This window comes from Streptomyces sp. NPDC107528 (genome assembly GCF_055639295.1).
Window position 1 is genome coordinate 769,261 of record NZ_JBVKAV010000001.1, and the last position, 14,274, is coordinate 783,534.

A 14,274-nucleotide genomic window follows, 5' to 3' on the forward strand; every position below is an offset into this window, starting at 1 on the left:
CGGCCTCGGGGGACCGGGTGAATCCGTAGAAGGGCATGCCGTCGTGGCGCATGGTGCGCCACGAGTAGTCGGGGTACCAGACATCGTCTGTGTGGTCGGCCCGTCCTGATGGGCCAGCAGCTTGTTGGCGACGCAGCTCGGGTGGGTAGGCGACGCATGGTTCTCACAGAGGGGCTCCGGAAGGCCGCTCTGCGAGACGTCAAGACATCCGTTCGTACAGGGCGCCCTCCGCCTCGCGCAGCTCGCGCTCGACGGCTTCGGCGAGGTTCGGGTTGTCGATGAGGACGCCGAACTCGACGTTGTTGTTCTCCGCGCTCCACGAGAAGTTCGCGCTGGTCACCAGGAGAAGATGGTGATCGATGGCAAGGAACTTGGCGTGGTTGCGGACGTATGTGCCGTCGAACTGCTTGGTTCGCCAGACTTCGGCCGGCGCTAGGTGCGCAGCGACTTCTGCAGTCGTCGGGGACCGTTGCTGTCCGACGCCGTCCGCGGCCCGGGCGTCCATATAGACGCGGACGGCGATGTCGTCACGCTGTGCGGCTTCTCGTAATGATTTCCAAAGCGCTGAAGTCCTTTGGAAGTTGAAGGTTGAGCACGTGATTGCATGGCGTGCGCTGTCCACGAGGCGGGTCACCGAGGTGGTGAGCGGTCCGCTCTTGACGAGGTGTCCGGGCATGGTCCAGAGCGGGGACAACGTGGTCGGCAGAGCCCGAGCCCCCTCGATTGCGCGCAGGGCCAGGACCTGTTGGTGCCTTGGCCCGGTGCCGCTGGCAACCGCCTCCAGAAGGCGTCGGACCTCTGCACGCTGGCCGACTGCGACGACCTTGAGGGCCGCGGTGAGGGTGTCACCGTCAGCGAGCCGGTCCGCTATGCCTTTGGCCTCGGTCCCGGTGAGGAGTTGGCCAAGGCGTCGTGGCGCGTCCGCCTCACTCATGGACCTGGAAGAACCCGAGGTTGCTGCCGGGCAGATCGAGGAGGAAGCGGCGGTCGAGGAAACGGTTGGCGCGTTCGCAGGAGGTCTCCGAGGCCATGACACAGCAATGGCAGGCGGCACCGTGGAGGAAGTCCTCGGGGTCCTGCGGGGTGCGCTTCGAGCAGATGGGGTCGGAGGAGCAGCGGGCGGCCTTGCGTAGCGCGCTGTCGACGACCCTTTGGAGGCGGGAAGGCTCGCTGAGCTGGACGAGGCCGCCGAGAGTGCCGTCGCTGTCGGAGGCTGTTGTGCAGATCAGAAGGCCGGCCGACGGATCTCGGCCCTCCGCGGCGGGCCAGGCGTAGAGGCGTTCGCTGAGACTTGCCGCCGAGTAGCCACAGGTGAGGGCGAGTTCGCGGATCAGGATGTGGGCGAATGTGTGGATGAGCCAATAACGCGGGGGCTTCAGGCGGGTGTCGGGGTCGACCTGGTCGGCGGTGTCGGAGAAGCGGCGTCTGAAGTTTCTGACGTGTGCCTCGCGGTGGAACCTCCACATGTCGGTGTCGAGGACGCGTTTTTCCCATGCGGCAACTGCGTTCTCGTCGAGCTGGAGGAAGATGCCTTCGCCCCGGTCCTCGGTTGCTACGGTCCAGGCTGGTCGTGGTGTACGGGTCAGTGGGGCCAGGCGGCGCGGGAGGTCGCCGACGCGGTCCATGTCATCAATGCGGGTGAAGCCGACCAGGGCATTCACCTTGCGGAGACGTTCGACCGCGAGGACGCGGGTGATCTCCGGCTGCAGGGTGTCGCCTCGCTCGCGGGTGGCGAGGGTGAGGCCGCTCTTGGGGTCCTCGACGCGGGTGCCGACGATGTCGCGCAGCAAGTAACGCCATTCAGGGACGAGAAGGTCGACCGGATCCCAGTCGCGGAGCTTCTCTTCCTGCTCCTCCGGAGTGTCGGTGGGTGCGGAGGCGGCCTGAAGGATTTGTTCCAGGTCGTGGTCAGACAGGCCGGTGACGTCTACGCCGCCGTCCATCCCGAGCAGGTCCCTGATCAGGTCTAGGTTGGCGCGGTACTTGGCGAGCTTGTCGCCGAGCGCGGTGCGGACCCGGTCGGCCAGGTCACTGGCTTTTTCTTCCTGGGACTCCGGCATGACGATGATCGACTGGGTTGCCGGGAACCACAGGTTGGAGGCACCGACGAGCATCAGTCGGGTGTCGTTGCCACACCCCCTAGGCTCGAAGGCGTCCAGGTGCGGGTGACGTCCGCGGCACTTCGGCAGTTTCGCCTTGCCGGCCTCGCCCTGTGCCTCGTTCATCGGGCGCCGCAAGTCGCAGGATGCGCACTGGATGACGGCCGAGGCACCCTTCCCGGCCGTCCGGTCGACCATCTTCAGGGCGGGCAGTTCTGCCTTGCTGCATGGCTGCCCGCGGTGCACCCACAGGTCGTACGGGAATTCGTCCAGGTGCCCGTCGACGCAGGCCAGCAGATACCGGGCCGGGATGGCGGTGCGCCGCATCGGCTTGCGGGTGCGGCCACCCGCGCGCCCCGTGCACTTGGCATGCTCGAAGACGGCCAGGTCGGTGCGGAAGGGATGCGTATTGCGGTAGTCGAACTGGGTGAGCAACCCGAGCATGTCGCAGCCAGTGCACCGTAGCCACTGCGGGAAGACCCGGGACGGGACGCCGAGGTCGTTGCCCTCGGCGGACCGGCTGTGCTTCTTCGGCTGCCAGGGATACGGCCGCAGCTGCACGTCGGGGGAGCGCAGCATCATCCGGACCACGTCACGCAGCCGTGGAGCGTGGATCTGGGGAGGAGCGGAGTCACGCCGCTGCCAGATGCGGTCCCACTCGTCCAAGCCAGTGGGCATGATCGTGAACTGTGGCAAGTCCATGATCGCGCCGGGACCGTACGTGTAAAGCAGGGAGGAGGGGCGGGCTGAGCCGACCTTGGCGCGGTTGTGCTTGGTGGCCTTCTCCGCCTCCTGCTCCAGATCGCCCAGAGGGTCGACGGCGTGAGCGACGTCGTAGACGAACCGCGTCTCGTCACTCACGAATTCTCCTCCGGCATCTGCCACTTCGGGGCATAGTCAGGTGCTCGGTACACCAGTCGTTCCTTGATTGGGCTCACCAGCAAGTTAATCTCCGGCTGGACCTCACGCATCGAGTTCGCCACGATGAACGGCGGTGCGTCCCGTGTGTCAAGGCCCGCCTTCGCGTTCTCCGCGCTCATCATCAGCGCATCGTGCCGACTGTCGTCCAGAACCCGCTCGTACACCAGTGACTTACGCAGCTCCACGAGGTGCTTGCGCCGCTTGCCCCACTGGTCGAGCCGGTTCTCCAAGCGCAGGCGGGCGCGGTTGGCCGCGTCCTCGTCACCGGCCCGTGCAATCCGCCGCACGAGGGCGTCGATGAGCTCACCGGCGAAGTGCTGCTCGACCTCGATACGGGCCGCGCCGTCCTCCGGGGACAGCCCTTGGCCCTGGCCGGACTTTGCGGCCTGCAAAACCCTCGCCGCGCTGACCAGCACACCGTCCAGGCCGCGTTCCAGCGAGGTCACCGAGAACGGGGTCACGGACAGTGCCTCAACCTGGGCATAGAACGTCTCGTGGTAGTGGCGGAACTGCTCGAAGTGGGCGAGGTCCCTGGGGCGCGCCCAGTTCCCCAGCGCGAGGACCAGGCCCGGCCGGTCTGCTGCCCGGCCGACGCGGGAAGACGCCTGGATGTACTCGGCGGTGTTTTTCGGCTGGCCGACTACGAGCATCAGACCCAGCCGGGTCACGTCGACCCCCACCTGCAGCATGGAGGTGGCCAGTACCACGTCGTACGGGTTCACCTCGCGCGTGGGCTCAGGCTTCTTCGCCTCCCGCAACGCGCGCCGGTTCCGCTTGCCCGCGGTGGAGTCGAAACCTGGATCGAATGACACCGCCATCTGGTCGAGGGTCGCGGTGATGTCGGCGCTGGCCACACGTGACGTCAGCTCGGCGACGTGCAGCGACCCGTAGTTGGTACCCGTGCGGCGGGGAAGCTTCGACCAGGGGCGGCCCTTGGCGAGCGCGGTCTGGATGTCGTCGCTCATATACCGTGCCATGCCGGCCAATTCACGGGTAGCGCTGAAGTAGCCGACCAGGCTCATGTACGGATCGGCCACGCTGCTGGATCGGTCAAGAAGCAGTTGCCCTCCGGCCATGAGAACCTCGGCAACCCTGATCTCCGCCGTGGTCAAGCGCACCCCGGTCGTACTGATCCCGACGTACCGGCGACCCGGCTTGTCCTCGGAGACCGGGATCTCCTTGGAGAAGAAAGTGTTCCCGGCATCCAGGACCTGCGGTGGGAAGATCGTGACGTCCCGCCCGTACAACGCACGTACCTGGTCGGCCGCGTTGCGTGCGGTGGCGGTGGAGGCGACAAGGAGCGGACGAACCGGGCGCCCGTCCTTCGTACGCCAGTCGGTCATCACGTCGATGGCCACCTCGAACAGGCCCACCGTGGTGCCAAGGGCTCCCGTGATTAGGTGCAGCTCGTCCTGGATGACCAGATCCGGGGGCCGGAGCCTGGTGGCTGGGTGCACGGGAGCGGCCGGATGGCCGTCCTTCTTGGGGTGCTTGCTGCCGTCCTTGATATCGCACTGCTGATAGTCGGGGTGCACGAAGCCGTGCCGCTCGCAACGTCGCGAGACATGCCCGAAGAGCGAGGCCGCCTCGCCCTCCCGCGCCAGACGGGCGAACTTGTCCACCGTGGCGATGACGAACGCCGGCGCGAGCCGGTAGATCTCCTCGTCGACCGTGAGGACCGGCAGCCCGTCGGGGACCTCACCGCCGTCAGAGAACGGGCACTCGGCCAGCTCGTCACCGCAGTACACGTACACCCGACGCAGCGCGGGCTCTGTGCGCACATCCCGCGCCTCAACCCGCGTCCCGCACCACGGGCAGCGCTGGATCTGCAGGACCGTCAGCCGATACCCGCGGCCCCCGTGGGCCTTCTGCAACTGCTCGGCAGCCTCGTCATACCGCTTCGGGCTCACATCGGTACCGACCCACAGCCCGATCCGGAACGGCTCGTCTCCCCAGGTCGCCACATCATCGCGCCGTGCCATCTCCGCTGCGCACACCAGGGCGGTGGCGCGCTGGAACTGCTGGGCGGTGAGCAGACGCAACGTGTACCGCATGAGAACGGCCACCCCGGACCGTCCGTCCAATGGCCCCTCAAAGGCATCGACGACGCCTTGGCGGCGCCGGATCGCGAACGTGTAGGCGGCCAGACCCAGATACGCCTCCGTCTTGCCACCACCGGTCGGGAAGAACAGCAGCTGCGCCTTGGCCAGATCCCCCGACCGCTTCTCGGCCGCCGGGTCGGACAGCAACGGCAACTGCATGAGCACGAAGGCGAGCTGGAAGGTACGCCACGAATGCGCCAGGGCTCCCTTCTCCGCGAGGATCGCCTCGCGAGCCTCGTCGATGCTCTCCTCCGGGCGACTCGCTCGCCGCTCCGCGATTTGGGACTGCACACGCTGATCGGCCATCACCCGGTTCATGAACCGGAAGCAGCGCAACGCCTCCTCGTCCCCGAGGAGATGCTTCAGACCCTCCTCAAGCTGGCGCTGCACCCGACGCGCCTCGGTGACCGCGTCCAAACCCTCGGACCGCAGATGCTCCGGAAGCACCTCGGCCCGCTGCTCCTCGCCGTCCAGCCAGGCCGTGTAACCCGCAACGATCGGCTCAAGACCCGTACGCAGTTCGTCGGTCGACGCCTCCTGGAGCTTGCGCATGTCCAGCAGGGCCGCGCCGATCTCCTCGGCGGCCGTCTGAGGCGTCTCACTCACCGGCAGCCACGTCGTCCAGACCTCGCTGGCCCTGCGCGCTCCCTCGGTTACCTTCCAGTCCACCGAGCAGGTCCGGCCATGGGCGAACTCCAGACGGTTGCGGTACTGAAGCCGCAGCCGCCGCAGTTCGTCGTCCGGCTCCTCACGAGTGTCGAGGAGTACGTCATTGACCGGCAGGAAGACGTCAGCGCCACCGGCCGACACCGATAGCTTGGTCTGGTACAGCCACGCCTCGACCGGGATCTTGCGGGGGGTCTCCCGGTCGTTGCACAGCGCGACCTCGATCAGCCGACAGCCACGCTCGGAGTCGTCGTACCGATCCACCCGAAGAAGGATCTTGTCCTTGAGCACGATCTCGGTCGTACGGGACGGCTTCAGGTCGGCAACCTTGATCGTCTTCGCGATGGCGTGCGGGGTGCGCTGGAAACGACGGAGAGCCGGAGCGGGTGCCGCGCCGTCGTTCCAGCCGTCTTCGGTGCCCTCGCCGCGCTTCTCCTTCACCGGCTCGTACGTGCCCCACGAGGCGGTCACCGTGAACTCGTCGAGATCGTCAGGGATCTGGAAGCGCAACCCCATCGACGCCGGGATCATCAACCCACGCTTCTGCGGCTGGTCCTCGACCTCGTCCTCGTCCGAGCTCGCGCTGCTGTCGTCGACGGCGGTGAGCGGCACGCCTCGGCTCTCGGCAGCGTCCACGGCGTCGCCCACGTCGGTCGCAGCGTCGTCCGATCCAGCCTCGCCGGGGTCGGCCTGGCCGGCGGTGAGCCGCACGGGCGCGATCCGGCCGATCAGGTACGCCGAGTCGGGGACGCCGTCGAGGATCTCGTCCGGGCCGTTGGCCGGGCCGAGGAGCTCACGCTTCAGGATGTCGACCAAGTTCTCGCGGGCCGTCCAGGAACGGTCGTCGGGCTCGAAGGCGAGAAGGTAGGCCGGGGCCTGGGGGCCGCCGGATCCCGCTGCGGGCTGGGTGCCGTCGTGCCGGGGGGTGGTCACTCGTCGCCCTCCTCATCCTCATTGTCGCCGGTGGGTGTGACAACGCCCTGCGAGGCGGCACGACGGTGGTTCTCTTCGAGCAGGCGGTCGAGGATCTCTACCCGTGCAGTGGGGCTCACTGTCCAGCGTTGCATTTGGCGATAGGTGTGGAAGCCGTGGTCCAAAGGGACGTCGTCCCAGCCGTAGGCGGCCATGACGGCGTGGTCGAGATCAACGTGGATCTCGCGGAGGCGTGTTACGTCAGAGTCGGCGGAGTCAATGATGGCCGGGTCGTGCACCATGTTGTAGAGCTTGGTCAGGCTGAGGCCACGACGGAGCATGATCTCGCGACGCTCGGTGTCGAGGACATGCCCAGCCTCAATGACACCCTGTGCTTGCCGGGGTCGAGGAAAGGTGACGAAGACGTCCGATGGCGCGTAGCGCGGATCGTTCCTCATGCCGCCCCCATACTTGATGGCCCACATTTGATGGATTGAAGAAGACAGCAATGCTTGGTCAGCCCATGAGTCTGTTGCGAAGATGATGACCTGCTCGCTCGCCACGAGAGTGTTCTTCACCCTCAATGGCATGACGGTCTTGCTGACGCGAGTGAGAACGAGAATTTCGTCCAGGTCGGCAATAGCTTCCCTCATTGCGGGGCGCTTTTCTCCGAACTGCCACCAGTAGTCTCGATATACCTTGCGGTTATTTTTCGCTCGCTCAGGTTTCACGCGCTCCAATACCCGCGCATACGGCAGTTTGTACTCCTGAGCCTGTTGCTCCGAACGGTCGTTGAAGTCGATAACCCATCGTGAAGGTGAGCTGTCAGGCCGGGAGTTCAGGTCCTCGCCGTTGAGGTAGGGGAACAGCACGTCTTTGTTCCGTGGATCGTCTTCGATCCACGCTGCAGCCTCGTCGGGTCCCAGGACGAACCCCATGCCCAACGCGATGCAGCCCTGAAATGCGGTGCCGCTGTTCTCGGCGAGCCGCACCGGGTCGCCGTTCGCCCGCCCCTCTGGCTCCAACAGTGTAGAGATCCGCTCAACCTCGATGTCACCATCGATCTCGGCAACGATCCGGGGCACTGTCGAGTTGATTTGGGTTCGGCTTCCCCACACCGCCGCATACTCCAGGTTGGCGCTGGCAGCAGGCCAGGATCGGCTCTGGATCGCGCGGGTGATGGTGAAACCGCCAGCGGCAAGCTGGTCAAGACCAACGTTACGGGTGTCGCTCTGAGCAACCGAGTTCGTGGCGATGAGCCCAAGTCCACCACGGCGCGAGAGCACCTGATACGCGCGCAGGAAGAAGTACGCCACTAGGTCCGCGCTGCCCTTCCTCCCGCCCGCCAGCGTGTTGACGAACCAGTCACGGACGTTAGTTCCCATTGAGCCGGTGAGCTTTTGCCCACCCAGGAACGGCGGGTTCCCGATCACTGCGTCGAACCCACCCCGCTCCATCACATCCGGCACGGCAAGAATCCAGTGCAGCGGCTTCCAGCGCGTGTAGTCCGTCGCTACCGTCGGAGTGAGTCCGGCCTCCTTGATGCCGTCAAGCATCCGCCGGTCCGGCCCCCCGCCCCCTGCAGGATAGGCGTTCTCCACCGCAATACGCAGATTCTCGTAGGCCGCCTTCAACTGCTTGCCGGGCTTGCCGCCCCACTTCAGCCCGGCCGCGATCACCCCGTCCGCGACGTCGGCGAGCTGCACCGTCAGCTCCTGGTACCGGCGCCACTGCCGCCGTTTCGTAGCGGCCGAACGCTGTGGGTCGCTGTCGTCAACCTCAGTGGCGAGCTGACGGCGCAGACGGCTGGCTTGAGCCAGGATGTCGTCCACGTCCAGGGCGAAGATGCTGAACTGGTCACCGGCCGCAGCGGGGTCGATGTGGAGGCGGCGCAGCTGGTCGGCGTCGGTCAGGCCGAGCAGGGCGTTGCCGTGGAGCACCTTGTCGTCGACGAAGGAGAACGGGAGCTTCGGGTCCAGCGACACCAGCCACAGCGACAGTTTGCACATCTCCACGGCCATGCCGTTGATGTCGGCTCCGTACAGGCAAGTCGCGACGACGGTCCTTATGGCGTGGACGAGCAGGTCATGCGGCGTCCTTCCGTACGCCACGCCCTCGCGCTGCCATGCCTCAACGAGGCGGTCAGCGAGGTAGCGTGCGGCTGCGACGAGGAAGGCGCCCGAGCCGCAGGCGATGTCGGCGATGCGTAGTTCGAGGATCTGGTCGGAGTCGAGCGGCCGCCACGCGTCCTGGTCGACACTCTGGTGGGGGCCATACGAGTAGACGAGCGGCTCGAGCGCGTAACGGACGACTTCCTCGGCCAGCGAGCGCGGCGTGTAGTGCGCACCTGCCGAGGCCCGCGAGGGGGTCTCCACAAGCAGAACACCGCCGGGTTCGACGACGAGGGGGCGGCCTCGCAGGTCGCGGCGGATGATGCCGATGTACGGACGCAGTCGCTCCCGTAGGTCGGGGTCGTCGGTGACGTCACGCAGGGCGGTCTCGGTGTCGTCGAGTGTTTCGCCGGCCTTCAGCGCCTTGGTGAGAGCGGCCTTGCTGGGCGGCTTTGCCGCTGGCTGGTTCACCTTGATCCAGTTGAGGATCGCATCGGCCAGTGCGGCCTCGGTGTGCTTGGCCTGGCTGAACTCTTCGAGGGTGGCCAGAGGTACTTCCGGTTCGGAGCCCGCGCTGCCGGCCAGGCCGACGACGATCTCTTCGGCGGGTTCGCAGGAGTACCCGAGGAGACCCTCGTAGATGTAACCGATCTGCTCGACGTCGATGTCGCGGAAGGAGATCCGCCTAGCGCCGCCCGGCAACTGAGCAATCTGGACGGCGCGCAGGACTTCAAGCATGACGCGGTCGCTGACCGTGATGGCCAGTGTGTCCTGAGAGTCGCAGGCGGTGAGAAAGGGAAAGCGGGCAGGGTCGAAGAGCGAGCCGCCATACTCGGGCAGACGCAGGTCCTCGAAGGACGCGCCACGGTAGAGGGCCTGGGAGGTGGCAAGGAGTCGGTGCCAGGTCAGGAAGGTGGCGTCGAGAGCCAGTTCGCCTTCCTCCTTCTCCCGTGCGTCAAGGAGGTCGAGCTCATCGCTGATGCCGTAGCCCATGGCGAAGAGGCGGCTTTGAGGAAGGAGTCCGCGTTCTTCGGCGAAAAGGAGGAAGACGACGCGCATCATGACAGTGACGGCGGCCTCGTAGACCTCGCCGCGTCGGGCGGGCAGCGGGTCTGCCTCACCGCGCCGCTGCGCGGCCAGGGCGCCTTCGGACAGGGCTTGGACAATGAGTTCGACGGCGCGGCGTACCTGGGTGCCGAGGGCTTCGGTGATCTTTTCGGCTGCGGTGACGGACTCGCCGAACAGTTCGGTCAGCCGGTCCTGCGGCTTGCCGCCGATCAGGCGGCGGCGCTGCAGGAGTTCGATGAAGGCGTTGCGGGTCTGGGGCTCTTCGATCCAGGTTTGGGCGTCGACGATGCCGGAGGCGACCATCGTCTGGGAGCGGGCGCTGACGATCGCCCACCAGCGGCCGTCGGTGACGACGCCGATGGGGACCTCCGAGGCGCGCAGCAGCTCTTCCATACGGTCGATGGGGCTGGCCAACCAGCCGTCGGTGAGCGGGTCGCGAAGGGAGTCCGCAGGGTCGGTGATGAGGACGAGCGCCCCGGTGGTTTCGCCGTGGACGAATGCGCCATTGGCTCGCACGGAGACGGCGTAGTCGGGCGAGTGGACCTCGGCAGTGGCCGGGCCGGGAACGGTATAGGAGGTGCCCCAGCGCAGGCCCTGGCGCAGCACGAGGTCGACCCAGGTGTCGCGGGCCCCACGGTAGAGGTCGAGGGCGGCTTCGTCGTCGCGGTGCTCGTCCCAGTTCTCCCAAGCCTTCTCGAAGGCGGGCTTGGCGTCCTTGATGGCGTCGAGCGCCCGGGCGTCAGGCTGGGGGATGCCCTGAGGCCAGACGCGTTCCAGGGCGGGGACGGCTAGGAACGGGCCGTCGGCGTCGACGAGTTCGAGCCAGGCGCGATGAAGGTCGGCGGATGTCGGGGCGTACATGCGGCTCATGCCTTAACCATTCCGTTCTTCGCGTCTTCGGGGGTCAGGGCGAACACGACCGCGGCGGCCGACACGTAGGGCCTGATGTCGCTGTAGCGCTCCCGGATGGACGCGATCTCGCGCTCTTCCTCGTCGCCCAGGCTCTCCAGGCGTTCGTTCATGTGGTGCAGGTCGCGGCGGCGCTGCTTCTGCTGGTCGTCGGTGAACAGCAGCTCCTCCTCGGCGCGGATGGCCTGCTCCAGACGGTCACGAGACTCACGCAGGTTGATCCGGAACGCGCCGAAGATCTCACGGGCACGTGCGATGTCGGAGTCCCGTCGCTGGGTGAGCGCCTCCGTGACCTTCTCCTGCCGGCTGGCGCTTTTGCGTTCCATCGCGGTCAGCAGGCGGCTGCGCAACCGCGCGCCGTCGTCGTTCCACTGCTCGGCAAGGTGGGCCCGTACCTCCTCGTCCGCGAGGAGCAGCTTCTCGGAGTCGAGCGTTTCATCGAGTACCTGCTCGACCTTGGACTCCGCGAGTGCCTGGCCGCGTAGACGGACACCGGTGAGGAAGACCTCTTCATGGAGTCGTAGCCCGCCGCGCCCGACCAGGACGAGCCGCGAGACGGCCGCGACACACGACTGGGGGAGGTCGGGGGTGATGACGGCGGTGACGCGGTGGACCGGGGAGTCCGTGCTGAACAGCGCGGAGCGCAGGGTGCGGGTGGCCCGCTGCATGAGGGCGTGCCCGAGGTGAATGTGGACAAGGTCGGTGCGCTGTTGTGCTGCTTGGTCGTCGAAGGTGATAGGACGCAGCACGCCCGGTTCAAGCCGGGTGTCCAGGCCGCGCAGCGCCCACTGCCAGGTACGGCCGAGGTTTGGGATTTCGAAGACCTGCGCCTCGGTGTGGTCGTCGCCGATCTCGATGAGCGGGGGCTGGGAGGTGAGGGCGAGTGCGGTATCTACTACCCGGCGCGCATTGGCGGGTGTGAGGTGCATGGCGGCTTTGGACTCGCCGTACGTGGCTGACAGCTGGGTCAGCTTGCGGTTCAGCTCGATACCGCCGGCCAGCACCCGCGTGATTACCTCGTTGCCGTCGTCCGGCGCCGTCAGCCGTGGCTTACGTGTCGTACGAGTGGGGCTGAAGTGCTCCTGCACCTCTGCGTCGATGACTTGGTTGACCTTGCCGAGGTCCTCGGTGGCTTGTCCGACCTTCGTGGCGATGATCCCCATGAACTTCATGTCCGCTTCGTACGTCGTGGAGCTGGAGACGGGCACGAAGTGGAAGATTTCAGGGTTCTGCGTCTGCCCGTACCGGTCGATTCGGCCGATGCGCTGTTCCAGGCGGGACGGGTTGAAGGGGATGTCGAAGTTCACCAGGCGGTGGCAGTGGGTCTGCAGGTCGATGCCCTCGCCTGCGGAGTCGGTGGCAAGTAGGACGCGTACCGGGTGCTTGTCGGGGCTTTCGGTGAACCGGGCGCGGATCTTCTCCCGCTCCTCGGTAGGGGTTGAGCCCTGGATGACTTCCAGTACGTCGTTGTAGCCGCGCTGCCGCAGGATGCCGGCGATCCAGTCGAGGGTGGCCGCGTACTCGGTGAATACCACGACCCGTTCGTTAGTCCAGTGGCGGCCGTCGGGGCGGCAGACGGCGCTCAGGAAGGAAAGCAGTTTCTCCAGCCGGGAGTCTGGTTTGTGCTCATAGCCGCGCCCCCACTCGATGAGCGAGGCGATCTCGCTGCGTGTGGCCGCGACCAGGGGGTCTGACGCTTTCGAGTGGCGCAGCGCGGTGAACTCGGGGTGCTCGGCTGAGCCTTCCTCCTCGTCCGACTGGCCGCTGCCCAGAACCTCCGTGTAGTACTCGTCCTCGTCGTCCATTTGCAGCTGGCGGTCGCCGCCGTCTGCACCCTCGTACAGCTCAAGCGTGCGGGCGAAGGACCAGGGGCTGGACAGGAAGCGCTTCTTCAGCAGCATCGCGACGATGTCGCCGCCCGATCCCTTCCCGTTTGCCCGGGCGCTTTCTGTCAGCAGTCGTTCCAGACGCTCGAACTGTCGCTGCTCTTCTTCCGACGGCGTGAACGGAAGGGTTCCGAGCTTCCGCGCCTTGAACCCCTTCTCCGGGAGATCGCTCTTCAGCCACCGCACCATCACCTCCCTCAGCGCCTTCTCGTCGATGCTTGCGCCGCGGGTGAACCGTCGCCCGTCGATCATTTCCAGGAGGGCGGTGAACGACTCCGAGTAGCCGTTGTGCGGCGTCGCGCTCAGAAACAGCCGGTGCTCGCACGCCTCCGCCAGCTTCTTTGTGGCCGTCGTCCGATGGCTGTCCACTGCGTATCCGCGCTGGCCCGGCGCCGTCGTTGGGCTGGCCGGTGCCACATGGTGCGCCTCGTCGACTACCAACGCGTCGAATGCGTACCGCCGAGCCGTTCCTGAGCTACGCACGTCGGCCAGCACGTCGCGCAGCAGACGCTGCGCTCTCAGCGACGGCAGCCACGCCATGCTCACGATCACACGTGGGAAGAGTCGGAAGGGGTTGGCGTTCAGGCCATGGCTGCGGCGTACCTTCGCCATCAGCTCGCTGTTGACGATGACGAAGTCGAGGCCGAACTTCTCGCGCATCTCGTCCTGCCACTTCAGCGAGAGGCTCGGAGGGCAGACGATGATCACGGATCGGGCGCGGTGGCGCAGCAGTAGCTCCTGCACGACGAGACCGGCCTCGATGGTCTTGCCCAGGCCGACGTCGTCGGCGAGGAGCAGGTTCGTACGCGATGACTGCAGAGCTCGGCGCAATGGCTCCAGCTGGTACGCCTCTACATTCGCGCCGCTGCGGAAGGGAGCTTGGTAAGAGTCCGCGTCCGCCGACGTGACCGCGCCCCAGCGGACCGCGTCCACGAATGCGGCGAGCGTGTTCGGGTCGTCGAATGCTTCGGCGCGCACGGTCTCGGGAAGGCCCTGGTTCGGGGCGACGGTGTGCCCGATCTCCAGCTCCCAGACCACGGTCAGCTCTTGACCGAGCCGGTCCTCGTCGAGCGACTGCAGGCTGACTACATGGGTTAGACCCGGCACTCCCTCGTCGGCAGGGCTGCGGGGGAGACCTTGCTTACGGACATCAGACACGGCCCAGGTGGAGCCTCGGACCTTGACGACCTGACCCGGCTCTGGGAGTGGCGGAAGGGCCGCTGCGCTCGGGGTAGTGCTCGCTGATCCCTGCGGATGCTCCGTAGCGGTCGCCACCTGGGCAGACTCCTTCACCGATGCCGTCATTGCCGGACTGAGATCCCCTTTGCGCTTCGCGCCGCCACGAGGCGCTGGAGGATCACGAAAGCACCAGTATCTACGACCTTGGGTGCGGCCTGCTTCGAGTCGCGCGAACTCGCTGACATCGCTGGTCAGCCGGGTGCAGGAGTGCCCTCACAGACCGTCCCGGGAGGCGTTGGCAGCCACGGGCTCCTGGACCGGATTCCGCTTGATCTCGGGTCAAGCGCGATGCGATCCTCCAGCTAAAGCTGGTGTCTCCCGGCTGGGGAGCAGTACGGGTTCGACACCTGGGGATCGTCTG

At 66.5% G+C, this 14,274-nt stretch carries 5 protein-coding genes; all 5 read right to left on the reverse strand.

Features of this window, described 5'->3' with window-relative positions:
* Positions 1 to 199: 199 nt before the first annotated feature.
* The 5 genes from drmC to drmD are packed head-to-tail and all read right to left on the reverse strand — an operon-like array spanning position 200 to position 13,979.
* Positions 200 to 934: a DISARM system phospholipase D-like protein DrmC gene (drmC, locus tag ACZ7L5_RS03725; protein WP_471514082.1), complete on the reverse strand. Its 735-nt coding sequence runs from the start codon at positions 932 to 934 to the stop codon at positions 200 to 202.
* Positions 927 to 2,960 carry a DrmB family protein gene (drmB, locus tag ACZ7L5_RS03730; RefSeq protein WP_471514084.1) on the reverse strand — a complete coding sequence of 678 codons (2,034 nt, stop codon included), beginning with the start codon at positions 2,958 to 2,960 and terminating at the stop codon, positions 927 to 929. The genes drmC and drmB overlap by 8 nt, the downstream gene beginning before the upstream one ends.
* Entirely contained in the window at positions 2,957 to 6,721 is a 3,765-nt protein-coding gene (gene drmA, locus ACZ7L5_RS03735; RefSeq protein ID WP_471514086.1) for a DISARM system helicase DrmA, read from the reverse strand. Before drmA ends, drmB begins: the two co-directional genes overlap by 4 nt.
* The gene (locus ACZ7L5_RS03740) at positions 6,718 to 10,749 is read right to left on the reverse strand and encodes an Eco57I restriction-modification methylase domain-containing protein (protein ID WP_471514088.1); all 4,032 of its coding nucleotides are present in this window, start codon (positions 10,747 to 10,749) and stop codon (positions 6,718 to 6,720) included. The genes drmA and ACZ7L5_RS03740 overlap by 4 nt, the downstream gene beginning before the upstream one ends.
* Complete coding sequence (drmD, locus tag ACZ7L5_RS03745) at positions 10,746 to 13,979, reverse strand: DISARM system SNF2-like helicase DrmD (protein ID WP_471514090.1); 3,234 nt, start codon at positions 13,977 to 13,979, stop codon at positions 10,746 to 10,748. Before drmD ends, ACZ7L5_RS03740 begins: the two co-directional genes overlap by 4 nt.
* Between the last annotated feature and the right edge of the window lie 295 nt (positions 13,980 to 14,274).